This is a genomic window from Sinorhizobium fredii USDA 205 (assembly GCF_001461695.1).
In the GTDB taxonomy this organism is placed as follows: Bacteria; Pseudomonadota; Alphaproteobacteria; order Rhizobiales; family Rhizobiaceae; genus Sinorhizobium; species Sinorhizobium fredii.
In genome coordinates, this window is the sequence record NZ_AUTC01000158.1 from 20,369 (window position 1) to 44,893 (window position 24,525).

Genomic DNA, 24,525 nt, shown 5'->3' on the forward strand with positions numbered 1-24,525 from the left:
GATCATGTCAACAGCAACAATTGCGCACAACAGCTGGGTTCTTGTGTGCGACGGAGCCAAGGCCCTGATCCTTCGCAACAAGGGTGATCAAGAACTGCTCAATCTCGTTCCGGTCGAGATCTTTTCCGGACATCAACCGCCGACGCGGGATCTCGGAACGGACCGCCAAGGCCGCGTCTACCAGTCGCAAGGCGGCGCGCGAAGCTCGATGCAGGAAACGGACTGGCACGACGAGGCCGAAGTGACGTTTCTGGTGCAGGTCGCCGAAAAATTGAGTGGCTTGGTGCGCCATAAAGATATCGCGAACGTGGTTCTTGTCGCCCCGCCGCGCGTGCTTGGAATCCTGCGGAAGCGATTGGATCCCTCGACACGTGCAGCAGTAGCCACCGAAGTGGCCAAGGATCTGGTAAAGTTTCCAATTCCGGAGATCGAGCGCTATCTCTCGGAGTAGCATTGGCCAAATGTATTATCGCGGAGCGCACGCGCGAGGCGGCTATGCTATAAGGAATATCGCCATGCAGATGGGCCGATGACAGATGCGTCGTGCGGCTGAACCAGCGATAACCGGAGGTCTGCCCGCGCGGCGAACTGAAGAGTCTGGATAAGCACTCGATAGAGGCTGCAATCGGGAGACTTGGAGTTAATGGCAAATTCGGGTTCTCGCGTCACCGCGCGAGTCGGCCGCAGGATCGCTTGTGTGAAATGCGTCAGCGATGCTTGCCCTCAAAGACCTGCCTCAATTTATGGGCGCGGTTTCACACGCGCGGGACCGACGGGCCGAGTTGTCAGATTTGCCAAAGGAGTTTTTGTAACAGCACCGTCTGCAATAACGAGCACGCTGTCGTAGAACTCTTCGCCGCTTGCAGATTTCGGAGGCGTGGCATCGTGCATGACACTGATCACTGTGGCGCCGCGACAATGATCTCGGATGGCTTGGTGAAACGCGACCGTCGCCTCGCCATCGAGGGCGCTGGTCGGCTCGTCCAGAAACAAAAGCCCTGGGCGCAGCAGAAGGATCCGTGCCAGAACGAGCCGTTGCTTCTGACCGCCAGAAAGAAGCTGGTCCCAGCTTTGATTGTCCCGCCCCTCCATGGCGAGGTCGCTGACGAAATCCGCAAGGCCGGCTCTACTCAGCGCTGCGGCGGCTTCCGCTTCCGAATGAGCTTCAATGGCATCGGACAGGCATATCAGTGCCTTCAGCGATACTGGCGGCAGATGAATATCTTGCGCGGCATAGAGCGTTCGCACGTTCCTCGGCATCACGATCGCGCCACGGCCATGCGGCCAGAGACCGTTGATAGCTTTGAGCAACGATGACTTGCCGCTCCCCGAGTCGCCAACGAGAAGAGTCCATTCGCCGCATTTGACGTGGAGGTTCCCGGCGGTGACGAAGGGTTCGTCATCGCCGGGGTGCATAAGTTCAAGCTGCTGGATCGTCAAACCGAACTGTGGATCCTGCTGGTCGTAACGCAACTCGGAGTGGCCGGTACGGGCATAGAACTCGCGCGGTTGCTGCGCGTCTTCGATCGCCTTTGCCAGGTCGGTTATGCGTGTTGCGTTTGCCCTCAGTCTCGCGATGTCCGGCATGACGTGTATGAACCACGAGCAATCGTTGATGATCGCGTTGGCCAGCTCGGCGCCGGTGATGTAGGCCTGTAGGCTGATCCTGTTCTCTACATAGGGGAGAAGCCCGGGCGCGTAGGCGACGAGGCGCGAGCCGAAGAAGTTGTAGACAAGCTCGAAACCCATATAGATCGCCGTCAGGATGTTGAGATTCGCCCAGGTGTGGTCGACGTCGAGGTAGCGCCGCCGATGGAGACCTCTTTGTGCTCCCTCCCCCTTGGCTGCAGCGACGTGGAAGCTGCGGTGGAGAAGCGTCGCCAGGTCGCGACGGTAACTGCCCTCCGCCGATTGCATTCTGACATCCAGCCTCTGTTGGATCTCTCCGAGCTTCGCTGCCAGCAACGTGCTGATGGGGACGTAGGCGACGACGGCAGCAACAGTCAGACAGGCGCTGCCATAACTGCCGAGGAACTCCAATCCGCTGACCTCGGTCGAGGTCTCGATGATCTTGCCGCCGACAAAGAACAGCGACAGGGCCACGCCGGCGACACCTATGGCGAGGCCGATAGCGCCTCCGGTCATCCCTTTGATCGACTCCTGGATGCGCTGATCGATATTGTCTGGCACGGCAACCTTCGTCGGGACGGCCTCCGCCGCACCCTGCTGGAGGTGAAAATGCGTGTGATTGCTATCGAGCAGCGCATCGTTGAAGCGCCGATCGAGCCACGCGCGCCACTTGCGATGCAAGGTCGTCGAGAACAAGTGGCGGAAAGCAGTGAATCCCACTTCCCTGACCACGACGATCGTGGCCAAGCTTGCCGCGCTCGACAGAATGGTCTTAAGCGTCGTCGGGTTTTCCGGATGATGAAGAAAGGCGATCGCGCTCACAAGTTCGCCCGACGCTTCGGCGAACCAGACGCTGGCCATTGCCGACAAGGCGGTAAGCACGACAATGATCGCCGCCAGCCCCCAAGCCTCCTGCCATCGGTCGGAACGCCAATAGGCGAACATCAATCCCCAGAAGCTGCGCATTGAGGAGACAGAGGTTGAATGCGGCTGCTCGTCCAACTTGCGGCTCGACCAAAGCAACGCGTCCTCCCGAGGCGGTCTATCATGAAGAGCATATCTATTTTCCAAACGATTGTAGTGTGTATCACGCGGGTCGACGGAGAAATTGATGCGGCTCAATCGGAAGCGATAGTAAAATGGACGAATTAGCCTTCCTTGCCTGACAAGATCTTTCGCTACTGTCACCGCCAGGGCGGCCAACGTGCAGGGCATGGAAGATCGGTCGCGGAAACGCCGACTGAGGTGTGCCGAAAAGGAACCGCGGATGCGGAAGATGAATTGCACAATCCCCATACTGCCGAGGAACTCGCGGCTGCTTTCGGTCTCTCGGATGAGCACGCCGACCTCCGTCCCCGCCCGTCTTGATATTCCTCAATGACTGACGGTCGGAAGATCGCCGATAATAAACCTGCGAGTTTTCGAAGGGCGCGTTTGCGCCAAGGGGGAGACGATGAACGACGACATCCGTCTGCGTCAGGACATTCTGAACGAACTTGAATACGAACCGAGCCTAGATGCCGCGAATATCGGTGTCATTGCCGAGGATGGCATCGTGACCTTAACGGGTCACGTGCTCAGCTATTCGGAAAGGCAAGCCGCGGTCGAGGCAGTCCAGAGGATAAGGGGCGTGCGCGCTATCGCGGACGATATCGAGGTACGGCTGCCGGAACACAAGAAGACTGCCGACGACGAGATCGCCAGCCGCGTCCTGAAAATCCTCGCCTGGCGAGCATCTATCACAGAGCCGAACGAGATCCAGGTCAAGGTGCGAAAGGGCCTGGTCACTTTGAGCGGCATGGTCGACCGGCACTTCCAGCGTTCGGCGGCCGAGAAGGCGGTGCGTGAACTCTCCGGGGTGACGGGCATAGTCAACCAGCTCAAGCTCCGCCCCCCTCGCGTGGAGGCCTCTGAGATCAGGCGCGGCATAGAAGAGGCGTTCAAACGCAATGCCGAGATCGAGGCTGAGAATATCGAGGTGGATGTTTCAGACGGTCACGTCACATTGCGCGGAAGGGTGCAGAATCTGCGGGCGCAGGTGATGGCGAAACGAGCCGCTTGGTCGGCGCCCGGTGTGACTGCCGTCGATGATCAGTTGAGCGTGGTCGGCAACTGAATGTGAGATTTCATTGGGTAGTCATCCGGTCCGGGCTGGGAAAGCTGTGGTTGTCAAGCTGCAGTGATTGTCGGAGAGGAATGGCTGACAAGATTATTGAGGCCGGTGTTCCAAGGCCCATGCGACGACTGAGTGGTGCTTCGCCCGGACGGTTCTCTCCTCGTCTTTTCGGGCAGTCGCAAGAATGAGGATTCCTTGCGGCACCAACTCAGTCTCTCCAGATCGCTCTGGCATTCATTGATGCGAAGCGATGAATTCACGGGGTGGTGCGATTCGCATGCTCGCCGCCGAAGGAAACAGTAGCGGCTGCGTGGCGCAGAATGAAGCGGTCCAGCCGCCCCGATCCTATGACACCGTTAGCTGATCTTCGACCTCCCTGACCCCCGGCGCCGACCACGCCGCCCGCTCGGCCGCACTGCGCTCAACCCAGGCATTCACCTTGCCCTTCAGAATGACTTTGTCGTTGAGGACGTCGACGCGGATCGCTTGAGCCTCAAGTTCGGCATTGCGCTTCAATGCATCTTCGATGCGCTTCTTCACATCCGAGGCTGACGCAGGTGGCTTTACTTCGATGCTATTGTTTACGCCGACGACGCCTGCGAGGTTACGCACGGCATCCGCAGCCGCGGTCCTTTGGTAGTGCCAGCCGACCTTCCCCGTCAACGTGACCCATCCCTGCCGGACCTTTACCTGCACGGAGTCTTTCGGCACCGCGGTGTTCCAGCTGATGGTGTTGAGCGCCCGCTTCGCGATCTCGTCGTCGGCTGTCCTATTGGCGCCGAAGGGCCGGACCTCAATTTCCTGGGCGATGCCTCTGACCCCCTTGACCCTTCGGACGACATCTTCGGCGGTGGCCCTCTGGGCATAGGTCGGCACGTGTCCCGTGAGTGTGACGACCCCGTCTTCGACAGCGACGCCGATATTGGCGGCATCGATGCTCGGCTCGAATTCGAGTTCATCAATGATGTCTTGTCTCAAAATGATGTCGTCCATGTCGTAACCTCCTCTTGGCGACTTGACGTCCCAATCGTAGCGGCGTCGAGATTTCACGCATTGACGCGCATCAATTGCTGGACCGGCAGGCGATAGACACTGTGACATCCCTGTCGCAAAACCTGAGAAATATCGATGCGAACGATCGCCCCACGCGCCATTAGGGCCGAACGCGGCGACGGCGCCCCCCCGCCCATCCGAACCACAACCCAAGGAGCCTGGCCTCCTGTCTCTTTAAATCACTCTGCAGCTCGAGTATCACGCGGGCAATCTCATGCGCATCTCGATCAGCATCGATCCGTTGCCATGTGATGCCGTCCGTGTCGGCGACAAGCTGTCGCGCGAGTACCTCCAAGTCGGCATCGGAGGGACTGACAGTCCTTGAGGCCACGCGCCGGCGCAGTAGTGACGCTTTCGCGTCGAGCCAGACCGCCGTGCATGGCACGCCGGCTTCACGCGCGACGGCCTCTATGCGCGCCCGGTTGGCCTCTCTGTCGAACACCGCATCGGCGACGACTGAGCCGCCGGCGCGCAGAATCGCGAGGGTGCGGCGCGCCATCTCGCCATAAACTTTCTCTGAGACTTCCGGGCGATAGGCGGCTGGCCCAAGCCTTTCCTCGGCTTGAACGCCGTGCATTGCCTTGCGAATGCCGTCGCTTTCGACGATCCGCGCTCCAGGTGGCGACCCAGAACGTGGGGCCAACATCTCTGCCACCGTCGTTTTGCCTGAACCGCTGAGGCCGCCGATCACGATCAAACGCGCCGGCTTCATCACGATCAGAGAACGAGCGAGGTCGAAATAGGAGCGCGCCTCGGCGGCAAGTTTGTCCGTGGCCGCGGCGCTGCTTTCCTCGACCTGCGTGGCGATGACGTGGGCCCTCACCGCCGCGCGTATGGCCATAAAATAGGGCAACAGCACGAAGCCCTCATCGTCATCCGTTGCATCAAGATATCGGTTGGCCACCAGATTTGCGAACTCGGGGAAGCCACGGTGCCACAGGTCCATGAGAAGAAAGGCAAGGTCGTAAAGCGTATCGACGGTGGCGATCTGATCGTTGAACTCGATGCAGTCGAAGAGCCGGGGCTCGTGGTTGATCATGCAAATGTTGCGCAGATGCAGATCGCCATGGCACCTCCTGACCTTGCCGGCGACCTCGCGAGCATCGAGCAGCGATGCGTCAGCCGTGAGCCTCTTCTCGAACGCACGGTTGAAATCCTCAAGCTCGTGGGCTCCGAAGACCCGGCTGGTTGCAAAGCCGGCAGCGTTGATGCGAAGTACGCCGGCAATGTTCGCAGAACCGGAGCCCTGGTGAATGGTCGGAGCACCGCGATGAAAACGGGCGATCATGCGGGCTGCTCGGGTTATGAGCTCGGCGGTAAGACGACCGTCAACGGCCACCGCGCGCTTCATCTTAAATGCACGGTCACCGATCAGGAAAACATAGGAGATGTGCGTCTCGATCCTCTCGACCGCAGTAGCACCGCGAAGGTCCTGCAGAAACGTGATGACCTCCGATTGATCTTCGGCAAGCATGTTCTCGCCTCATCGTTCTTGGCGTGGGGACATTGCCTCGCGAACTCGAATTGCTGCCACTTCGACTGTGCCAGTTCTTTACCGAATTTTGATCATCATGAATCCCATCAGATACCGCTTCATTGATGCGAATCAACGAATGGGGGTGCGGTGACGGTAAGATGAGTGTTTGTCCGGCTGCTCTCGCGATTAGCCAATCGTGCCCATCGGACAGCGAAGTCCGGAGATTCAGAATGGAGAATTGGAGACTTGGAGATGAGTGAGGCCTGGAACCTGTCGATTTCGCCGGAGATGGTGTGTTACCTCATCGGCCGGTTCTTGCTTGGCCGGATAATGGTAGGGAAAAAATGCAACCGGTGCAGTCAACTTGCATTGATGTGCGTCAACGCAGGTCGCGCATTCGCGTGTCAGACCTCGATCAACCGAACGGCCCCGAGAAATCGTCTCTTTTGCCAGGTCCCGGCGGCAGCCGACGTTGAAGAGTCCGCCTCGAGTTCGTCGGCTCTTCCGGTTTCGTATGCTTCCAGGCCCGTCCATTGGCCTTCGAGATCTGCAATTGATCGCACAGGGGCAACAGTGGTCGCATGAAACCGTCCCGAACAGACACCTTGGGCAGCCCATCATGGCAAGATCTCCCCCTCCGTATAGGCCATGATCCCGCAGGTTGTTTCGATGTCAAAAAGTGTACCGGCGATATCCCGCGTACGTTCGCCGAACACACGAGCACTTGGCGCACGATCTCGCCCAGCACCTTTTGCCCACTCGGACGACGCAACGTTGATGTTCATCAAAGTGGAAAGCGCAAAGATGCTGCACAGTGCGGTAAGCAGGGAGAGCTAGGAGGACGTGGTGAGCAAATCTACACACGACGCGGTCGTCGCAGATATAGGTGAGACGCATATGCGCTTTGCTGTCGCCAATAGCGACAAGCTGTCGATTGACCATTATGTGCAGTTCGTCAACTATGCGTTTGCCTCCGTGGCCCAAGCTCTGACTGCGTACCTCAAGTCCATTCCCAGCTCTCCCCCGGCGCTTGCCATCGCAATTACCAACGGCGCACCGACCCTTAGCGCCGAGCTCGAGCGCACACTGATTGCCACACGCATCAAAAGCGATGTCACACCGCGCGTCACAATCGTCGACCCGCTCGATGCGCTTTCACTCGCGCTACCCGATTTGGGTCCGCACGACATCGAACGCATCGGCGGAGAAAATGCCGATGTCGGCGCACCGAAGGCCGTCATCAGTGTCGGCAACGCGCTCGGGGTTGCGACTGCGAGCCAAGCCAATGGCGCCTGGGCGGCATTCCACGGTCATGCAGGAAACATATCCTTTGCGCCTCAGACGCAAGAGGAGCTCGATATTCTCAAGCGAATCCGGGGCAATACGGATTATGTTTCGGTCGAACATCTGCTGTCGGCCCCGGGGCTCAGCCATCTCTATGAACTACTGCTCGAAATTTCCGGCCAGATTGCGCGTTCCATTCCGGCGACAGAAATCGTCGATGCCGCCGGTGAGGGCGACACCATTGCCGCGGACGCGCTGAACCACTTCACAACCTGGCTTGGCAGGTTTGCAAGCGACGTCGCGCTGATCTACGACGCCCGCGGCGGCATCTATCTCTGGGGGCCCATCCTGCGGAGAATGGAAAGTGTGCTCAGGCACGATCACTTCCGCGCCGCCTTCGTCGCCAAAGGAAAACGCTTACCCTGGCTGGAGGGGATACCGGCTTTCCTCATTCGCAGCGAAGACGCCATATTACGGGGCGCAGCGATGGCGCTCTCCCGGCAGAGAGGCTGAGATGCGCGACGTATCGCTTTACAATTCGAGAGCTAGTCCGCGCAAGCACGCTTCAGCGCCGCTTTTTTCACACTACAAGTGGCACTTCATGCGCAGCCGGCACGCTATGGCCGAAACTCAGTACTCGTCTGCCTGCCGGTGAGCGCACTGCTCTTGCTCAGGAGGTCGCTGAGGAGCGACGCAATCATCAGCGCGATGACGCGGGATTTGCTGGGCTTCGTCATTCTGGGGTCCACGGACACCTTCATCGTTACCGAGACCGATGACCGCCGCGCGCCACGAGAAGCATAGACCAGTGCGCTGGCCGTCGTAAAAACGAAGACGGGCAGTTTCTCAACCCGCCTTCGCTTTTGACGCGGATCAATAAGGCGCATCATGGGGAGCACGAGATCGATGCTCGACGACGCGAGAACCCCGTTTTGATGGCGCGGTGAGCGCGACACGATCGAAAACATCGTAGATTCAAGAAAGGTGGACATCATGGTGGCGACGAGAATTCCCCATGGCAGTTGGTTCCTGATTTGCGATGGGGCCAAGGCCCTCATCCTGCGCAACCAGGGCGATGCAGAACTGCTCAATCTTGTTCCGGTCGACGTCCTGTCCGAGCATCAACCGCCGACGCGGGATCTCGGAACGGATCGTCAGGGTCGCTATCAGGCGCAAGGCGGTGCGCGAAGCGCGATGCAGGAAACGGACTGGCACGATCAGGCCGAGAAAGCATTTCTTGCGCAGATCGCCGGGCAACTGGGCGATTCGATGCGCGACAATGGCGTTACCAAACTTGTTCTCGTTGCGCCGCCGCGCGTGCTCGGCATCCTGCGCAAGCGCTTGGACCCATCGACACGTGCCGCGGTAAGCGCCGAAGTGGCAAGGGATCTGGTAAAGTTCCCGATTCCGGAAATCGAGCACTATCTCTCGGCATGAGATTTGCGCCAGGCGAGTGAGGGTCGTCGCGATCTCGGCGAGGCCTCACAAAGCCGGCACCGGCCTCAACGTTGCCTCGACCGGTATTGGCGCAGGCTGGCGAAACGAAAGTCTTCGACGGCCGCGCGGAGCATCAGCATCTCCCCGATCGTCTCGTAGTTCATCATGCCCACGAGGCGTCGGTCACGGTTGATGACTGCCGCGGCAGGCGCATTTCCGCTCTGCATAATGCGCAAGCTCTCATCGACCGGGGTCCCTTCGTCAATTGTCGGGATGTCCTTGCGCATGACGGTCCGCACGGGTGTTTCCGGACCGTTTTCCTTCATGGCACCGATGATTCCGTCACGTGTCAGCAGCCCCTCGAACTGCCCATCCCGGTCGACCACCGGAAATTCATTCTGGCTGGTCGCAAGCAGCATCTCGACCGCCTCGTCGACGCGCGCTGCTGTATCAAGCACCGTAAATTCCGTCACCATCACGTCGCCCACAGTGACGCCGCCGGAAATCGCCTGTAACTCGCTGCTCTGCGCTTCCGCTTCCGCCGCGAGATAGACGAAGATCGCAATGAGGATGAGCAGCGGATTGTAGAACAGCCCAGCAAGGCCCATCGCGAAGGCGGCTGCCTGCCCGATCGCGGCGGCAACTCTCGTGGCGCGCACCCTGGACCAGCGCCAGGCCAGAACAGCGCGCAAGACGCGGCCACCATCCATTGGAAAGGCCGGGATCATGTTGAACAGAACGATGAAGATATTGACGCCGGCAAGCCTCGCAAAGAAGTCGACGCGGGGGTCCTGTGGCTTGGCAAGTTCATCGAGGCCGACGGCGCCTCCAATGACCATGATGAGCAAGGCGGCGATCACGACATTGACCAGGGGACCTGCGATCGCAATCACCAGTTCCTGGGATGGCTTGCTCGGATTGCGCTCCAGTCGCGCCACGCCGCCGATCGGCAAGAGAGTTATGTCAGGCGTCTTGATGCCGTATCGGCGCGCAGCGGCGATGTGCCCGAATTCGTGCAGGACCACGCATGCGAAGACGCTGACGATGAATGCGACGCCTTCCCAGGCTGCGGGCGCCCCACCGATCTGGTAGTGCATCAGCCAGACCCAGATGAGCAGGAGCACGAACGTCATATGCACACGGATTTCGGTTCCCGCGACAGTCCCAAGCTTCACTGACCATTCCATGTCATCTCACTCGCTGATGACCGAAGCAGCGGAAGCCCGTTGACCCATGACGTGCGACGGGCACGAAACGGGCAGGTCGCCCGACACGCAAGCGGTTCTTGCTTTTATTCGACTTCAAAATTCCTGCGCGCAGGATATCGACGGATACCCCCTCGGCAACTTCCAGCACGTCTCGGATTTGACAGGCAGATGTGGCGGCCCCGCCGTTGATCGCCGTCAGATAATCGCCCGTCCTCAGGCCGATTAAGTGGGCGAGACTGCCAGTCGCAACGTCGACCAAGACCGGCCCTGTCGGCGCGCAAGCCGCTGAGACCGTCGGTGATGGGAAGCCAATGGTAACTGACTCGAGGATGCCCTCGTCTACGCTAAGTCGATCGTCTTCGCCTGGATCGGAAGACGTCAAATTGAGCATCTGCGACTTTTCTCCACGGCGGATATCGAGCGTGATGCGGGCGCCGGCCGGAAGCAAGCTGATTGCGTTCCTGAAGGCGGCCTCCGTCCGGAGCGTACGGCCATCGAGCGCCACGATGAAGTCGCCAAGCCGCAGGGCTTGCCGTTCCGCGGCCGAGTCGCAAGCGAGCTCGTTCACGACAAGCCTTAGCGCCTCAGCGGTCCCTCCGCCCTCGGCGTCCATCGCGGTCGTCACGGAAAGGTCGAGCCGACCACGCTTGTATTCTCCGTAAGCGATCAGCTCGCGCACGATTTGCACTGCTATGTCCAAGGGGATCGCGAAGGCTATGCCGGTGCTTGCTTCGCTGGGCGCGGGAATTCCGCGCGTGATGCCTATGATCTCACCGGAGGAGTTGACGAGCGCGCCGCCCGAGCTCCCGGGATTAACGGGCGCACTCAGGCCCGGTTCACTTCCGACCGCTTCAGCGGGAGGGCCAATGGCACCGAATATAACGGCAATCACCAGCAGCCTTGAGATCTCTTGCATGTTCGCGCTCCAACCAGCGCCAGGATTTCAGCCGCCTTTGCATTCCAATGCATTGACCCGCATCAATTCGGGCTTCTGCGGCAGCCCGGCGGCGCTGGCAACACGGCGGATCGGCCCGATTTTGACGGGCATCAAAGACACCTTGCGACGCTTAGCGGAATGTACGCTTCAAATGCCAATCTGCGTTCAGGGATTGGACCTTCTTGGAGGGATCGCCGCAGCGGCGCGGTAACCCAGCGAGCTCGAGATGCGCACCGCGAATGCCTGAGCACATGATCCGCCGGAGCGAGCATGGCCATGGCCTATTCCGTCAACCTCATCAAGCCCCCTCAGGTCGACCAAACCTATCGATTGATAGAAGCCGTCGGCTACGGGGTCGACGTGGCCGGATGGCGTGAACTCTGTGCGACGACTTTTGCGAGAAAATATATAACGCCCTACTCCGAGGAGATCATAACGGTCGAAAACTCACGCGGTTACATCGCAGGTGTCTGCCTGATGCGCACCACACACCACGTATTGTACGGACGGCTTCTCGACGTGCCGGTCTTCATCATCATAAGTGCCGGAGACACGCCGGGCGTCTGTGATGCCCTTCTCGAATATTTGACGACGGCGGCTTGCGACAAACAGTGCGGCTTCATTCGCGTCGCAAGTCCTGACCCTGCCAATTGGCCCGGCCCGCCCGGCGGACCGCGGCGGCAGGACCGCGGAATCCTCATACCGGTGCAATGAACCATTGATCCTAATCTAAGGTCAATGCGGGGCGTCGAAAATGCCTAGACGTCCTGCCGAATCGCCCTTGCGCTGAAGACATATCCGACGCCTCTCACGGTTTTTATGAGCGCCGGGTTGCCAGGGTCTCGCTCGATCTTGCGGCGCGGCCGGGCGATCTGGGCATCGATGGTTCGATCGAAGGCTTCGAGGTTCCGGCCTCGGGTGAGATCCATCAATAGCTCGCGCTGCAACACACGGCCAGCATGGTTCACAAGCACACAGAGCATATCGAACTCGCCCGTCGTCAGAGAGATCTCCTTCCCGTCGTCAGCCAGCAATTGTCGGCGACCGACGTCAAGACGCCACCCCTCGAAGCTGTAGATTTCCGTTTGCGGCTCGCTGCTGCGGTTCAGCGATGCTCCTGGCTGCCGGCGCCGAAGGGCGCATTTCAGGCGCGCCAATACCTCGCGAAGATGGAAAGGCTTCGTGATGTAGTCGTCGGCGCCGAGCTCCAGCCCGACGATCCGATCGACGACGTCGTTGCGCCCGGTCAGATGATAATCGGTATGTCAGAGGAGGCCCTTATGTCGCGCGCAAGTGCCAAGCCGTCCTCTCCGGGTAGGACTAGATCGAGCAGAATGATGTCGATTGGCAACTTCTACAGGCAACTGCGCATCTGCTGGCCATCGCCTGCCACGTTGACACAGTATCCCTCTTCTTCGAAATACCGAGCGAGCATCTCTTGGATTCTCGGGTCATCGTCGACGACGAGGATATGTTCGGGCGGCTTGGCCATGCAGTCCCTCGAGACGCTTCAGCCAACGCAGTTACAGTCGGTTCCAAAATCGAACGAATTGTAACACATCCGTCGCCGCACAGCGTTCAAATTCTTCGGTCTGGATCAAAGGCAGGGAGACGCCATGAGCCTTCCAGCCAGTGCCGTGCAACAGGCGCGCCGCATGCTCGCCTTCAGCCGGCGGCACACACTGCCTTGATGTCCCCAATGACCGACGATCGAATGATCGGCGATACTACGGCTGCGGTCTTTCAGATGCCTTGCGTCACGGGAGGAGATGATGATCGATGACATGCGACCGCGCCAGGACATCCTGAACGAACTTGAGTACAAGCCGACCATAGATGCTGCAAACATCGGTGTCATTATCGAGGACGGCATCGTGACCTTAATGGGTCATGTGCTCAGCTATGCGGAAAAACACGCCGCGGAGCCCGTAGTCCAAAGGATAAAGGGCGTGCGGGCTATCGCGGAGGATATCGAGGTACGACTGCCGGAACACAGGAAGACCGCTGACGATGAAATTGCCAGCCCGTCCTGAAAATCCTCGCCTGGCGCGCCTCCGAACGAGATTCAGGGTCAAGGTGCGGAAGGGGCTTGTCACCCTGAGTGGTGTGGTCGACCGGCGTTTTCAACGTTCGGCGGCGGAAAGCGCGGTGCGGGAACTCTCCGGCGTGAAGGGCATAATCAACCAGCTCAAGATCCGGCCTGCCCGCGTGGATGTCTCTGACCTCCGGCACGGCATCGAAGAGGCACTCGAACGCAACGCCGAGATTGAGGCCGAGAATATCGACGTCGACGTTTCCGGCGGTCATGTGACATTACGCGGAAAGGTGCAGAGCCTGCGGGTACGGGTGATGGTGGAACGCGCCGCTTGGTCGGCGCCTGGAGTGACCGCCGTCGAGGATCATCTGAGCGTGGCCGACGCTCAGGAACGCCTGAGTCCGTGAAAACAGCCGCGCGCCAATGTCATCCGGGGCGAGCATCCGCAGGAGACAGACTCCTATCGCCTCATTCGAGGCGATCTGTCGATTGCCATCGCAGCAATTCGAGGTCGCGCCACGATCTGTCTCCCATGTAGAGAAAGGTCGCAGACAAGATCGGTGAGGGCCGTCAGGCAAATGTCGCACGCATTCGTCCACCTGCCTCCGCTGCAGACCTCAAACATGATGAATTCCATCCATCGGGTAGGACCTCATTGATGCGAATCAACGAGTATCGACACAGATGTTGGTATGATCGCGGGTGCGCGACTTTCCGAATGGTCCCGCAGAGCGAACCAATGGAATCTGGAGAACCGAGATGAGTGAGGCTTGGAACCTGTCGATCTCGCCCGAGAAAGTATGCTACCTCATCATCAAGGCACGCGAGTTCGATGCCAAAGATGCGGTCACGGAGCCCGATCCGGCATCCAATGCCAGCGACGACATGATGGTATCGGTGCTTGAAGATCAGCCGGACGACCCTGTGGAAGTTGAGCTCGAGAGCCTGATCTCGGACCTGAACGAGGACGAGCAGATCGACCTCGTGGCGCTGTCCTGGCTCGGCCGTGGCGATGGCAACGTCGACGACTGGGAGAGCATTCGCGCCGAAGCCGCTGCTGCCCACAATGACCGGACCACGTCATACCTGCTCGGTACACCTTTATTGGCGGACTATCTGGAGGAAGCCATGGCACAATTCGGCGAGTCCTGCCAGGAATATGAGATGGTCCGCCTCTAGATTCCGCAGTTGAAGATGGGACGGAAAATCGCACACTCCATCTCGCTCTAAGCCACGCGATCGCCAAGGCATCAGGCGATAGACACCCCAGAGGCATAGGGCCCTTTCTCGCCTTCGTGCTCGGCAAAGCGCACCTCCGTCCCGACTTTCAACTGCTTCCACTGATCGTCGGACCCCATGCCTTCGCGGCGGAAGAAGAACTCGCGCCCGTCCGCTGTCGTGATGAAACCGAAGCCTTCCTCGGGCACGAGCCGCGCGACCTCGCCGTGGAGCGTCTCCGGATGCGGTTTCACCCGGTAGCCGCTCATCTCGCGCACGGCATCCTCAAGCCGCCGTTGCGCAGCGTTGAAACTGTCGCGGATCGCCACGAGCACATCTTCATGGGCGTGATTTTCCTCCCGCTCTCGCCCGACGACGATCTCGCGTCCTGGCACGGTGATGTCGACGCGGACATGGTAGATGGAGCCTTTGCGGCCGTGGCGATGGGGTGCCTCGACGATCACGTTGCAGGAGGTGATTCTTTTGTGGAAACGCTCGAGCCGCGCGATCCGCTCGCGCACCGCAGCCTCCACCGAGGCGGATGGTTCCATTCCGCGAAACCGGATTTGAGGGATGATTTCCATGGTTCCTGCCCTTAAAGTTTATTCCAACCACAAGCCTGCCTGCAGTTGACCGGCGCCGCATTGACCCCGCGCAACGACAGGTGCTTTTTGCGGTTGAATAATGGTTCAAACGGCGGACGTCTTGTATGGCGCTTATGACCGAGAAACATATCAGGCACCTGCCTGTCCTGGAAAACGGATGCCTGGTCGGCATTATCTCCATCGGCGACCTTACGAAATCTGTGATCGCTGATCGGGAATTCGACATCGAGCAACTCGTGCAATACGTGCGTGGCTGAGCGCTGCATACGGGTGATCGCCCGCTCGGCAGGCGTACCCCTGCCGGAAAAGAGTCGGCCGCTCCGCTGTCTCCATGTGTGCCCACCGCTATACTGCAGGGCATGGAAGAACGGTCACGCGCGCTCTCAGCTCGGAAACCCGGTTGATGCGTGCCGAGTGCTGGCAAGGAGCCTCGGATGCGGAAGCTGATTGCAGAAACTCCATACTGCCCAAGGGCTCGCGGCCGCTCGGTCTCTCGGCTGAGGACACCGTCCGCCGCCTTGATATTCCTCAATGACTGACGGTTGGAGGATCGGCTATGAGGCGGGTCCCACCGGTTACGGCCTTTACCGTCGACGCGTCCTTTTCCAATGATGCGCCGCTCCCCGGTGTCGAGGTAGTGCCGTAGGTAACTGTCATGAGCGCTTCGGTCCGGCTCCGGCATCAGAACGTTGACGTTCTTCCCGGAGACTTCACTCGCGGTGAAACCAAAGAGCTTCTCCGCCGTGGCGCTGAACGACTGTATTCTTCCTCGGCTGTCGATCACCACCATTGCGCTTGGCACGGTTGCCAGAATGGAGCGTAGGTGAGCCTCACGCCGCTGCGCCTCGGTGGCTGCTGCCGCGAGAACTCGCCCGACCGAGTTGATCTCGCGTACCGGCGTGGCCACGGGCGAGACATGTTCATTTTTCTCGAGTTCGAGGCCGGCGTTTTGGAGGGCGCCGACGGCGCGCGTGAGATGAGACGCCGCCCAAGATGCGAGAGCGACCGATAAAGACAGAAGTAGGACCCCAATCGCCGAAAGCGTTGCAAGCGCCTTCCAGATCGGCGCGTTAAGAAGCGAAATAGGGACTGTCACGGTGGCGAACCAATTCGTGTCGCCGGGGCGGGCGTAGGCAGCAACGACCTCAACGTTCTGCAGGTTGTGGCCTCGCCAAAGGCCTTCCGGGCCGGTAACCTGCGATATCCAATCGGAGGGTGCCTGTTTCCCGACAAAAGCCTCTGGGTCAACCGAACGTGCTGCAATCATACCCCTCGAGTCGACAATGGCTGCCAGCCATCCCTCGTCAAGGCTCACATCGCTGAACACGGGTTGCAGTCTTTCGACCGGTATGCCGACGGCGAGCAGATAGATCACCTCGTCTTCTCGCAAGACTGGTACAATCACCGTGGCAAGCAGACGCTTCTGCTGGCCCACGATGATGTTCGTTATGACGGGCCTTTTTTGCTGAGGCACCCGCTGATCGAATTCAGCGATCGCAGGATTCGGGCGCGGCAATGGCGTTCCCCAGGGCACGGAAGTATTGAGCAGCTGTCGCGGCTGTCCAGGAGCCCGCACGACGATCGTGAGGCCAAGCGAGTCGGCAACGGCTGCTGCGGTAGGGTGGAATGCCTGCAAATCTCCTCTTCGCAGCTCCTCCGAGGTAGCCAATGCTTCCATAACCAGGCGTGGTCCGGCCAGTTCGCGGTCGACCGCAGCCGACAGTTCGTGCGCCAGTGCCTGCGCCCTCTCGACGGCCCGCTCTTTTTCGGCCTGCACATACGTCCAGGCGGTCAGGGTACCGAACAGCAAGACCGGGAGCACGAGAGCCGCCGCGAAGATCAGAAAGAAGGCGGAAGCGGGCCTTTCCCGCCCCAGGATCGAAACGAAGCGCGCAACGGGTGAACGATAGACACCGGTCGCGATGGCGCGTTTCAGCTCGGATTTGTTCATAATGAAGACCTTCCGCCACGCGCGACGTTAGCGCTCCATTCCTTTAGCCGAAAAATCGTCTGTCGAAATTGATGTCGCGCAAGACCGTCATTCGGCGCCTCAATATGCACATGCCACTTGGCCACCGGATAGATGCTGATCCGTTCGGACGCAAGAAAGGTCCTGCCATCCGAGGCTATTTGCCAAGCAACAGCTTGATATAGCGCCCGACGATAAGCGCGGCCGGATAGAGGACTTCCTCTTCAGTCCTGGCGTGCAGGATCAGCTTCTCGGCGAAGTCCACATATTTCGGCTTGTTTTCGGCCTTCGCCGCCGCGACCAGCTCGCCGAGCGCTGCTACGATCTGCTGGTGCTCGGCCAGCATTGATGGCAGTTCGGCCTCCAGCCTGTCCGTCAGAGTGACGACGTCAGTCATCCCGGGAATTAACGTTCCCTTCGCCAACGCTCCAAGCAGGCTGAGCGGTGGGAGTGCGAATTCTTCTTCGCGAATGAAATGCGGGTGCAAGAGTCTTGCGACTTCTTTTGCCGCCGCCCCGACACGGCCGCCTTGTTTTGTCGCGTCGACCAGTTCCGAGTGAAGTGCCGAGTGCTCCGTCTTGAGCGGTTCAGGGATCCTCAATTCCATGGCTTGCTCCTTTGAGGCGGCGCCGAGCCACAGGACATCATAGGGCGCCGGATTCGATGCCGGGAAAACGGCAGTTCCATTACCGCCGTCATAGACGCTCCCGGAGAATGGGCAATCTGGTGTAAATCCATCGTGCGTGGTCTCGGCGACAGGCTCCGCGTTCCACCACCAAGCTCGGCCTTGTTCGTACGATTATGCAAATGAGAACGCTCCAAGACACGTGTCCCCGCCGGCCCCGCTAGCAGAGGCCCGAGACGTGAAAGTCGCAGTCGTTACGCCATGGCGTGGCGACGGCGGTACGCTTCCTGAAACGACGGGTTCTCCAGTTCGCCACCGGCAAGCGCGACCAGCGCGTTCATGGTCAGGAGAGCAATGGAATGACGCCCGACCGTCGCGATAACACCGCAGCCAGCGAGCTTGGTGATGGTCCGTGAGACGGTCTCGATCGTCATGCCGAGATAGTCGGCTATATCCAGCCTCGTCATCGGTAGTTCGATGATCATGCCGCGCTTCTGCACTTGGCCGCGCGCCATCAGCAAGAAAAAGCCGGCTAGCTTTTCCTCTGCACTCCTTCGCGAAAGCAGCACCATCTGATCCTGGGCCGCAGCCATCTCGTCGCAGAGTTTCGAGAAGAGCTGCTCATTGAGGTGCGGTTCGCGCTCGCTCAGGCTGTCGAAGCGGTGTTTCGGTAGGCGACGGACTTCGACGGGCGTGATCGCCTCAACTGTGTAAAGGTAATGCCCCCTCAGCGAAACGCCGAGCAGATCACCCGCGCGGACGAAACCGAGAATGACGCGGCGGCCGTCGTTGAGAATCCTGTAAGCCCTGAGCGTGCCTTCAACGACCTCAAAGATGTTTTTAGCTGCGTCGCCCTCCCAGAAAACGGCGGAACCCGGAGCGATTCTCTCGATCGACTGCCTGCAGAAAAGCGACGAAAGTGTCGGTTTGTCTGCCGCGGTTGACGCTGCTGCCGCTGGGTTAGTCGACTGACCGACAACTAGCTGAAGGCTCATGGTAACTCTCCCCCTAGGGTTAATGGGTAAGTTGACCGCCTATGCGTGACTGCAGAATAACTACACAGTAACAGTGTTTAAGAAATTGTAACAGTTTGTAACAGTGAACGCCGGAACTCGAGTGGCGGCGGCAAATACTCTCCAAACGGGCGACATTACCCCTATACATCTTCGATAGTACGAAGCATTTCTTATATTTATTTCTCTTCTTTGATTCACATCAAAGACGGCCATCGACTCACACGGAATCAATTCACCTGCATTTTTCGATGAGCCGAGGTCGTTCCATGGCAACAAAGAACTTTGCGGCAAGACGCAATCATTGCCCTTCATTTAGTCCGCTGGGCTCCGACCTGGCAGCGATTGATATAGAACGGCATTTGCGGGGCTTCGGGCGCGTCAAGCGCTTCGGGGCTGCCTCCGTGCTTTCCGGGAATGGCAAGAGGCCCTTCTTCCTCGGAATAGTCGACGGCGTGGTGGCGATCCGTCGGCTAGGCAGAGACGGCAACAACCGCATTCTGCAAATCCTCGGACCCAATGACATCGTCTATCCAACGGTTTCCCGCCACCCGGACATTGAATTCGAGACGCTGACCCCGGCGACAGTCCGTTGCATCGATCCGGCGCAACTGACAGCTGCGCTCCGAAACGATCCGGAGCTGGCGAACGCCATTTTGAACGCCGCAACCTCGCAGTTGCAATGCTGCCTCCACCAGATCGCTTGCATGAGCGAGCGCCCGATCGATCGTCTCGGCTTTTTTCTCCTGCGTGTCATCTATCGTCCGTTCGACCACGATCGAACGGTCGTCTCGATAAAGCGCAATCCGATTGCTGTCGTGACGATAAATCGCACTGCATTGGCAGCACACATCGGCATCACGACGACGAGCCTTGCCCATCTGCTTCTGGCGTTACAGGAGGAGGGCATCATCCGTGCCCTTACGCCGCGGCGCTTTGAGATACTCGAAGAAGCACGGCTTGCCGCGTCCTGCAAGCGCCTTCGGGCAAGGGAACATCTGACCACCAGTCTCTAATCGGTTACAAATCAGGAGGAGCGTGAATATGGCCCATGCAGATCGAGCTTTTGCGCCTGCCACGGCAAATACCGTGGAACTAAGCGAGCCAGCCTCTAGCGATGCGGATTTCCGCGTCGAGAGAAAGGAGGCGCAAAACTGGCGGATCTGCCTGCTCTCTGCACGCGCGAGCCATTGGTTCGAGGCAAATTTCGCTGGTGATAGCCAAAACGCCCGCATCCTCGAGACAAATCTTGCCGGGGCGAATGCCTTTATCCGGAAGGCGCGGACGCATGGCTTCAGAACCGAATACATCGGGCCGCTCGCTCGGTCCTATTTCTAGTCAGGAACAATTGCGCTGGCGCCCGTTTCGCGGTGGATGACAGGAAATCAAGCACGGACGTGCATGGAGGAAGCCGCCATTCATCCAGGAATGCTATCCGCGTCCGATTTGTGGCGGCCCCGTCCAGACAAATCCGATGCGCAAGATGCAGGCAAAACATTGAAACATGCTGAGAGGCGTTTCGTAGCTATTGGGATGAGTTACGCGCGCCGCGATCGAGACTTATTCATTTATGTTATCCCTTCTCTGATGGTTTTCTGGAGGATCGGGATCGAGCAATCCATTTTCGCGCCTCCTCACTGACCAGCATGGCCGCCGCAAACGGTCCTACAAACAACCATGCCTGCCATCCCAAAGGCGCAGTGCCGAAGAGGGCATTGCCCGGCTGCGTGTACACGACTGCGAGGATCATCCCGATCTCGAAGGCGATCCCGACGAAGATCAGCGGATTGCCCAAAGACGTTTGTGCAAACAGCGAGATCCGTTCATCCCGACAGAGAAACACGTTAACGATCTGTAGAAGGACGATGGCCACCAGGCATGCAGTCGTTGCCTGCAGGTAGAGAGCCGCGTGAGCTGCCAGCGGCTCGCCAAACGCCCAACCTCCTTGCCAGAGGACAAAGGAGTACGCCGTCATTCCCGCCGCCGCCTCGAACAGGCCCAGGAATCCGTAGGCCCGCAGAAGCAAGCGATGATCCAACAGCCGTTCCGTACGGGGGCGCGGCGGTCTCGCCATTATATCAGGGTGCGGCTTTTCCGCTCCCAGCGCAAGTGCAGGCAACAAATCGGTGCCCAGATCGACGGCGAGTATCTGGATGATGGTCAGCGGCAGCGGAATGCCAAAGAGAACGAAGGCGAGATAGGGGACGAATTCGGCGACGTTCGAGGTGAGTACATAGGTCAAGAATTTGCGGACATTGTCGAAGACTGCGCGGCCCTCCTCGATACCATCGACAATGCTGACGAAGTTATCGTCGACAAGGACCATGTCGGCTGCTGCGCGGGCGACATCGCTTCCGGTCCTGCCCATGGCAATGCCGATGTCCGCCTCCTTGAGCGCCGGCGCGTCGTTCACGCCGTGGCCGGTCACTGCAGTGACATGCCCCTTGGCTCTCAGAGCGCGAACAATGCGCAATTTCTGATCGGCAGCGAGGCGTGCGAAGATCGGACAGGGCGCATCGAGAGCGGTCCGCAGTTGTGAGTCGGACAGATCGTGTAGACGCTCGCCTGTCACCACCTGCGGCATCTCCTCTTCCCTGACCAGCCCGATCTGACGGCCGATAGCGATGGTGGTATCGGGATGATCGCCTGTCGCGATGACAATCTTGATGCCTGCCTGTCGAGCGCTTCGCACCGCTTCAGCGACACCCTCGCGCGGGGGATCTTCGAAAGCGACCAGCCCGAGAAAGACGAGGCCCACCTCACTCGTCGGCAGGGGCGCCTCTGGCTCCAGGCGCCGGTAGGCAAGGGCGAGCACGCGCAAGCCCTTTTTCGCAAAGGCTTCCTCCGCTTCCTTGAGGCGCTGGCGCAATTTCCGCGTCAAAGGCGCAACCCCTTTATTGGCCTCCAGGTCCGTGCAGAGGGGGATCACCGTTTCGGGTGCGCCCTTTGTATACATAGCCCTCCCCTCTACGGTCTCGTGAAGGGTCGACATGCGCTTCCGATCGGCATCGAAGGGAATTTCGCTGACGAGCTGAACGCTGGCCGAGGCAAGTCCTGCCCGCCCCGCCATCTCGACCAGAGCCATCTCCATGGGGTCGCCCAGCCACCCGCCGTCCTTCGCTCGCTGGACCGTCTGGCACCATCGTGCGACTTCGCAGAGCCGCCGGTCGGCTTTGTTCACCTCCGGCTTGAGGTCCGCCGGATAGGCGGGCGCCAAAGTGCGCGACAGAAAGAGTTCTCTAATGGCCATGCGATTTTCAGTCAGTGTTCCTGTCTTGTCGGTGCAGATGACCGTGACCGAACCGAGGGTCTCGGCGGCTGGTAGATGGCGGACAAGAACCTTGCGGCGCGCCATGCGCCGGGCTCCCATGGCCAATGTGAGCGTTATCGTCGGCAGGAGCCCTTCGGGGACATTCGCGACAATCGTTCCTATGCCGAACATCGATGCCTGCCAGATCGACAGTCCTGCCTCAAATCCGATGGCGAAGAAAGCCAGGCCGAGACCGAAAGCAAGCACGGCGATGACGCGGCTGAGGGAGGCGACTTCGTTCAGCAGCGGCGAACGGACTTCTGTGCCGCTCTGCGCCAGTCGCGCGATCTTGCCGAACTCGGTGTGCGAGCCCGTGGCGAAGACGACGGCGACGCCGTCACCGGCAAGCACGGACGTGCCGGCAAGCAGGGCGTTGGTGCTGCGCAGGATATCCGATGCATCGGATGGGGCGGCGGAACGGTCGATCGGCATCGCCTCGCCGGTCACCGTGGCATTGCTGACACGCAGTGCGAACGCCTCGATCAGACGGCAATCTGCCGGCACCATGTCACCCTGCCCCAGCAGGATGACATCCCCCAGGCACCAGTTCATCGCCGGGGACAGTGGCGACACTTTCCCCGCGCACTACCTTGACCTGCGAGGGCAGCAGCTTCGCCAACTCGGCTAGAGTCCGCTCGGCTCGAAATTCTTGCCAAAAGGCAAAGAGCCCGTTCACGAGGATGACGCCAACGATCGCATAGCCCAGCGTCGCCATTCCGAGGTTTGGCTCGATCAGGTGCCCGATGAAAGCGATCGCCGCGGCAAACCACAGCAAAAGCGCCAACAGATGCGTGAGGGTTTCGATGGCACGCTTGTGGAGAGGTTTGCCGCGGATCCTTTCGACGGCGTTGGGCCCGTACTCCGCCAAGCGCCTCGCGGCCTCTTTCGAAGAAAGGCCGGCTCCGCTGGTCCCGAGGCTCTCGAGGACTTCTTCGCTAATGGCGCGAAACACATTCATCGGCAAGACTCCGGAAGGACCGGAGAGAGGACTCCCGCGAGCAAATCTATGGCCGGGCCTTAGCCCCACTTCGCCGCCCCGGCATGATGCCTCAGCAGCTCAAGGTTGAGACGCAGGTCGCTGACTTTGAGGCTTCTAGCTGGCCGGGCCTGTCGGCGGCCCTTCAACTGCGCTCAACGTCCGGCGCCGGAAGTCTCAGCGGGCTCGCCAATGTGACGATCTGGCGGTACTGATCGGCATCGACAATCTCCAGGCCATTCAGGCCGTCAGGCCCTTCGTCAACGGCTATGCTGTTCGGCTTGCGAACGAGATGATCGAGGCCCTCCAGAGCTATTTCCACGAGATCATTCTTCTGGTCATAGGTAATGCCAAGCAGCGGGACCCACTTCGCCTCGATCTGGTCGCCGAGCCGGAGCCCCGTCACTTCGACTTGCGCGCGCTTGCCTTCCAGGGCGCCCGCGATCCGTTCGAAGTAGAAATGCCATTCGGGCTTAGCCAAGAAACGACTTGCCATAGTTCACCACTCCTGTTGGTCAGCCATCCGAGGCAACCCATTCGTTCCCGATCTTCGAATAAGAGCGTTTCACCGCCGCCCAGGCGATCCGGCGCGATGCCTCTTCCTGACGCGGATCGCCGACATGGGCGGCAAATGCGTGATTGAACGCTTCACGGTAAATGTCCTGTGCGTGCCGGGGCAAGGATTGCCTGACGGCCGGCGGCAGGTCGGCGTTGGAAGTATAAGGCATTGGCTCCCCCCAATTTCGCTGCATGCGCTCTTAAAGCATTTCCCTTCTTGCATGACCTGACATTGATTTTGATCAAAGGGCCTGCTGTTGCGCAGGAGTTCAAATGCCGCCACCGCAAGTGGCAGGCGGCGTAAAGCCTTTGAATCCGAGCTTCGGACAATCGCAACGTTCATCAAATTGCGACGGCGGCTGGGTCCGCTCGCAGGCCGGATCGGTTTTGTACGCATAGCCCGGCAGACTGACATAGCGGCTGGTTTGGTGCATCCTGTCAGGGCGGCGCATGCAAGGATCAACAGGAGGGCAGTCTTCATAACCAGACCTTCGAACGCAGACTTAAATCAAGCTCGCTAATCATCGCGCATGAAGGCCGCTCCAGCTTTGTCCACGATCAAAGACCCGACATTGCTCCGATATTCCGCCGTTCACCTCGGTTTCGGTTAGCGGAACCCGTCGCCATCTGGAAAATCACGAAACATGCTGTCGGCGGCATATGCGTTCTGTGATCAGGCGTCCCACGAGCGTAAAACGCCGCGGCGCGGGGGCCGGAAAATCATCCCTTCATGCCATAAGGGGACGCATGCGCGCGACGCATAGACGCGCCCGTTCTCGTGCGGGCTGTATTCGGGGCGATTGCCCGCTCGGCAGGCGTGCCCCTGCCGTTGCGCATCATAGACCGGGCGGGAAAGATTGAGACTTGACCAGACAGGTGCAGATTTCAGAGAGGGCGCGGCGCGGGACCACCACCTGCGTCTTCTGCCACGGCGGCGCGCCCTGTCATCTCGTCGATACAGATACAGTAGAAGAGATGGGGGGAAGCCCCGACGATAGGTTGGGGCGCCGGTTTCAAGCCCCCCGGCTGATAGCGTCCGGGAAGGTGGTGTAATTTCGGGGGCGCATAGAGTGGA

The 24,525-nt window shown here is 59.6% G+C and carries 23 protein-coding genes and 3 pseudogenes; 11 read left to right on the top strand and 15 right to left on the bottom strand.

Annotated features, from left to right (window positions below):
- Window positions 1-4: 4 nt before the first annotated feature.
- Window positions 5-451: a host attachment protein gene (locus N181_RS23035; RefSeq protein ID WP_014857844.1), complete on the top strand. Its 447-nt coding sequence runs from the start codon at window positions 5-7 to the stop codon at window positions 449-451.
- Window positions 452-741: 290 nt separating this feature from the next.
- Here N181_RS23035 and N181_RS23040 read toward each other — a convergent pair whose 3' ends face one another.
- Window positions 742-2,970, bottom strand: coding sequence for an ABC transporter ATP-binding protein/permease (locus tag N181_RS23040; protein ID WP_014857845.1), 2,229 nt, complete (start codon window positions 2,968-2,970; stop codon window positions 742-744).
- 112 nt (window positions 2,971-3,082) lie between these two features.
- On the opposite strand from N181_RS23040, the gene N181_RS23045 reads away from it, so the two are divergent.
- Window positions 3,083-3,745 (top strand): BON domain-containing protein, encoded by a 663-nt coding sequence (locus tag N181_RS23045; RefSeq protein ID WP_014857846.1) that lies wholly within the window; start codon window positions 3,083-3,085, stop codon window positions 3,743-3,745.
- 345 nt (window positions 3,746-4,090) lie between these two features.
- Here the strand turns inward: N181_RS23045 and N181_RS23050 are convergent, their stop codons facing one another.
- Together N181_RS23050 and N181_RS23055 are read right to left on the bottom strand one after the other, a co-directional pair.
- A complete protein-coding gene (locus tag N181_RS23050; protein WP_037456673.1) occupies window positions 4,091-4,738 on the bottom strand; it encodes a BON domain-containing protein in 648 nt (215 codons plus the stop codon).
- Between the two features lie 160 nt (window positions 4,739-4,898).
- Window positions 4,899-6,272, bottom strand: a complete 1,374-nt coding sequence (locus N181_RS23055) for a bifunctional aminoglycoside phosphotransferase/ATP-binding protein (protein ID WP_014857849.1) — start codon at window positions 6,270-6,272, stop codon at window positions 4,899-4,901.
- Window positions 6,273-7,172: 900 nt separating this feature from the next.
- On the opposite strand from N181_RS23055, the gene N181_RS23060 reads away from it, so the two are divergent.
- A complete protein-coding gene (locus tag N181_RS23060; RefSeq protein ID WP_037456676.1) occupies window positions 7,173-8,072 on the top strand; it encodes a glucokinase in 900 nt (299 codons plus the stop codon).
- A gap of 104 nt (window positions 8,073-8,176) precedes the next feature.
- Here the strand turns inward: N181_RS23060 and N181_RS33375 are convergent, their stop codons facing one another.
- On the bottom strand, window positions 8,177-8,527 hold the full coding sequence (locus N181_RS33375) for a hypothetical protein (RefSeq protein ID WP_141322181.1): 351 nt from the start codon (window positions 8,525-8,527) through the stop codon (window positions 8,177-8,179).
- 25 nt (window positions 8,528-8,552) lie between these two features.
- Here N181_RS33375 and N181_RS23070 point away from each other — a divergent pair, with 25 nt between their 5' ends.
- Window positions 8,553-8,996, top strand: coding sequence for a host attachment protein (locus N181_RS23070; protein ID WP_014857854.1), 444 nt, complete (start codon window positions 8,553-8,555; stop codon window positions 8,994-8,996).
- Between the two features lie 65 nt (window positions 8,997-9,061).
- Here N181_RS23070 and N181_RS23075 read toward each other — a convergent pair whose 3' ends face one another.
- Both N181_RS23075 and N181_RS23080 read right to left on the bottom strand, forming a co-directional pair.
- A complete protein-coding gene (locus tag N181_RS23075; protein WP_014857855.1) occupies window positions 9,062-10,183 on the bottom strand; it encodes a site-2 protease family protein in 1,122 nt (373 codons plus the stop codon).
- A 1-nt stretch (window position 10,184) separates the two neighbouring features.
- Window positions 10,185-11,120 (bottom strand): PDZ domain-containing protein, encoded by a 936-nt coding sequence (locus N181_RS23080; protein WP_014857856.1) that lies wholly within the window; start codon window positions 11,118-11,120, stop codon window positions 10,185-10,187.
- 291 nt (window positions 11,121-11,411) lie between these two features.
- On the opposite strand from N181_RS23080, the gene N181_RS23085 reads away from it, so the two are divergent.
- A complete protein-coding gene (locus N181_RS23085; protein WP_014857858.1) occupies window positions 11,412-11,855 on the top strand; it encodes a hypothetical protein in 444 nt (147 codons plus the stop codon).
- Window positions 11,856-11,899: 44 nt separating this feature from the next.
- On the opposite strand, the pseudogene N181_RS23090 reads toward N181_RS23085, so the two are convergent.
- Window positions 11,900-12,633: pseudogene (locus N181_RS23090) on the bottom strand (response regulator).
- Window positions 12,634-12,913: 280 nt separating this feature from the next.
- On the opposite strand from N181_RS23090, the pseudogene N181_RS32230 reads away from it, so the two are divergent.
- Window positions 12,914-13,583 (top strand): annotated as a pseudogene (locus N181_RS32230) (BON domain-containing protein).
- A 352-nt stretch (window positions 13,584-13,935) separates the two neighbouring features.
- Entirely contained in the window at window positions 13,936-14,355 is a 420-nt protein-coding gene (locus N181_RS23110; protein WP_014857865.1) for a DUF3775 domain-containing protein, read from the top strand.
- A gap of 71 nt (window positions 14,356-14,426) precedes the next feature.
- Here N181_RS23110 and N181_RS23115 read toward each other — a convergent pair whose 3' ends face one another.
- The gene (locus N181_RS23115; protein ID WP_014857866.1) at window positions 14,427-14,978 is read right to left on the bottom strand and encodes an HPF/RaiA family ribosome-associated protein; all 552 of its coding nucleotides are present in this window, start codon (window positions 14,976-14,978) and stop codon (window positions 14,427-14,429) included.
- Between the two features lie 125 nt (window positions 14,979-15,103).
- Between N181_RS23115 and N181_RS32235 the strand changes: the two genes are divergently transcribed.
- Window positions 15,104-15,256, top strand: coding sequence for a CBS domain-containing protein (locus N181_RS32235; protein ID WP_080579810.1), 153 nt, complete (start codon window positions 15,104-15,106; stop codon window positions 15,254-15,256).
- A 335-nt stretch (window positions 15,257-15,591) separates the two neighbouring features.
- Here N181_RS32235 and N181_RS35605 read toward each other — a convergent pair.
- Window positions 15,592-15,885, bottom strand: a pseudogene (locus N181_RS35605) (PAS domain S-box protein); the annotation flags it as partial.
- Between the two features lie 444 nt (window positions 15,886-16,329).
- Here N181_RS35605 and N181_RS23120 point away from each other — a divergent pair.
- Window positions 16,330-16,902, top strand: a complete 573-nt coding sequence (locus tag N181_RS23120) for a hypothetical protein (RefSeq protein ID WP_037456699.1) — start codon at window positions 16,330-16,332, stop codon at window positions 16,900-16,902.
- 223 nt (window positions 16,903-17,125) lie between these two features.
- Here the strand turns inward: N181_RS23120 and N181_RS23125 are convergent, their stop codons facing one another.
- Both N181_RS23125 and N181_RS23130 read right to left on the bottom strand, forming a co-directional pair.
- Complete coding sequence (locus N181_RS23125) at window positions 17,126-17,575, bottom strand: hemerythrin domain-containing protein (RefSeq protein WP_014857869.1); 450 nt, start codon at window positions 17,573-17,575, stop codon at window positions 17,126-17,128.
- A 272-nt stretch (window positions 17,576-17,847) separates the two neighbouring features.
- Complete coding sequence (locus tag N181_RS23130; RefSeq protein ID WP_014857870.1) at window positions 17,848-18,588, bottom strand: Crp/Fnr family transcriptional regulator; 741 nt, start codon at window positions 18,586-18,588, stop codon at window positions 17,848-17,850.
- 380 nt (window positions 18,589-18,968) lie between these two features.
- On the opposite strand from N181_RS23130, the gene N181_RS23135 reads away from it, so the two are divergent.
- Together N181_RS23135 and N181_RS23140 are read left to right on the top strand one after the other, a co-directional pair.
- Window positions 18,969-19,622 carry a Crp/Fnr family transcriptional regulator gene (locus tag N181_RS23135; RefSeq protein ID WP_245290988.1) on the top strand — a complete coding sequence of 218 codons (654 nt, stop codon included), beginning with the start codon at window positions 18,969-18,971 and terminating at the stop codon, window positions 19,620-19,622.
- Window positions 19,623-19,650: 28 nt separating this feature from the next.
- Window positions 19,651-19,944: a hypothetical protein gene (locus N181_RS23140; protein ID WP_014857872.1), complete on the top strand. Its 294-nt coding sequence runs from the start codon at window positions 19,651-19,653 to the stop codon at window positions 19,942-19,944.
- 235 nt (window positions 19,945-20,179) lie between these two features.
- Here N181_RS23140 and N181_RS23145 read toward each other — a convergent pair whose 3' ends face one another.
- The 4 genes from N181_RS23145 to N181_RS23160 form a co-directional block, all read right to left on the bottom strand.
- Window positions 20,180-22,489: a cation-translocating P-type ATPase gene (locus N181_RS23145; protein WP_202800157.1), complete on the bottom strand. Its 2,310-nt coding sequence runs from the start codon at window positions 22,487-22,489 to the stop codon at window positions 20,180-20,182.
- The gene (locus N181_RS34130) at window positions 22,425-22,874 is read right to left on the bottom strand and encodes a cation-transporting P-type ATPase (protein ID WP_014857875.1); all 450 of its coding nucleotides are present in this window, start codon (window positions 22,872-22,874) and stop codon (window positions 22,425-22,427) included. Before N181_RS34130 ends, N181_RS23145 begins: the two co-directional genes overlap by 65 nt.
- 163 nt (window positions 22,875-23,037) lie before the next feature.
- On the bottom strand, window positions 23,038-23,388 hold the full coding sequence (locus N181_RS23155; RefSeq protein ID WP_015633524.1) for a DUF5335 family protein: 351 nt from the start codon (window positions 23,386-23,388) through the stop codon (window positions 23,038-23,040).
- 19 nt (window positions 23,389-23,407) lie between these two features.
- A complete protein-coding gene (locus N181_RS23160) occupies window positions 23,408-23,620 on the bottom strand; it encodes a ChaB family protein (protein ID WP_014857878.1) in 213 nt (70 codons plus the stop codon).
- Window positions 23,621-24,525 lie beyond the last annotated feature (905 nt).

Coding starts and splice junctions, on each gene's coding strand:
- N181_RS23035 (WP_014857844.1), top strand. CDS start 5: ATGTCAACAGCAACAATTGCGCACAACAGCTGGGTTCTTGTGTGCGAC.
- N181_RS23045 (WP_014857846.1), top strand. CDS start 3,083: ATGAACGACGACATCCGTCTGCGTCAGGACATTCTGAACGAACTTGAA.
- N181_RS23050 (WP_037456673.1), bottom strand. CDS start 4,738: ATGGACGACATCATTTTGAGACAAGACATCATTGATGAACTCGAATTC.
- N181_RS23055 (WP_014857849.1), bottom strand. CDS start 6,272: ATGCTTGCCGAAGATCAATCGGAGGTCATCACGTTTCTGCAGGACCTT.
- N181_RS23060 (WP_037456676.1), top strand. CDS start 7,173: ATGCGCTTTGCTGTCGCCAATAGCGACAAGCTGTCGATTGACCATTAT.
- N181_RS33375 (WP_141322181.1), bottom strand. CDS start 8,527: ATGTTTTCGATCGTGTCGCGCTCACCGCGCCATCAAAACGGGGTTCTC.
- N181_RS23070 (WP_014857854.1), top strand. CDS start 8,553: ATGGTGGCGACGAGAATTCCCCATGGCAGTTGGTTCCTGATTTGCGAT.
- N181_RS23075 (WP_014857855.1), bottom strand. CDS start 10,183: ATGGAATGGTCAGTGAAGCTTGGGACTGTCGCGGGAACCGAAATCCGT.
- N181_RS23080 (WP_014857856.1), bottom strand. CDS start 11,120: ATGCAAGAGATCTCAAGGCTGCTGGTGATTGCCGTTATATTCGGTGCC.
- N181_RS23085 (WP_014857858.1), top strand. CDS start 11,412: ATGGCCATGGCCTATTCCGTCAACCTCATCAAGCCCCCTCAGGTCGAC.
- N181_RS23110 (WP_014857865.1), top strand. CDS start 13,936: ATGAGTGAGGCTTGGAACCTGTCGATCTCGCCCGAGAAAGTATGCTAC.
- N181_RS23115 (WP_014857866.1), bottom strand. CDS start 14,978: ATGGAAATCATCCCTCAAATCCGGTTTCGCGGAATGGAACCATCCGCC.
- N181_RS32235 (WP_080579810.1), top strand. CDS start 15,104: ATGGCGCTTATGACCGAGAAACATATCAGGCACCTGCCTGTCCTGGAA.
- N181_RS23125 (WP_014857869.1), bottom strand. CDS start 17,575: ATGGAATTGAGGATCCCTGAACCGCTCAAGACGGAGCACTCGGCACTT.
- N181_RS23130 (WP_014857870.1), bottom strand. CDS start 18,588: ATGAGCCTTCAGCTAGTTGTCGGTCAGTCGACTAACCCAGCGGCAGCA.
- N181_RS23140 (WP_014857872.1), top strand. CDS start 19,651: ATGGCCCATGCAGATCGAGCTTTTGCGCCTGCCACGGCAAATACCGTG.
- N181_RS34130 (WP_014857875.1), bottom strand. CDS start 22,874: ATGAATGTGTTTCGCGCCATTAGCGAAGAAGTCCTCGAGAGCCTCGGG.
- N181_RS23155 (WP_015633524.1), bottom strand. CDS start 23,388: ATGGCAAGTCGTTTCTTGGCTAAGCCCGAATGGCATTTCTACTTCGAA.
- N181_RS23160 (WP_014857878.1), bottom strand. CDS start 23,620: ATGCCTTATACTTCCAACGCCGACCTGCCGCCGGCCGTCAGGCAATCC.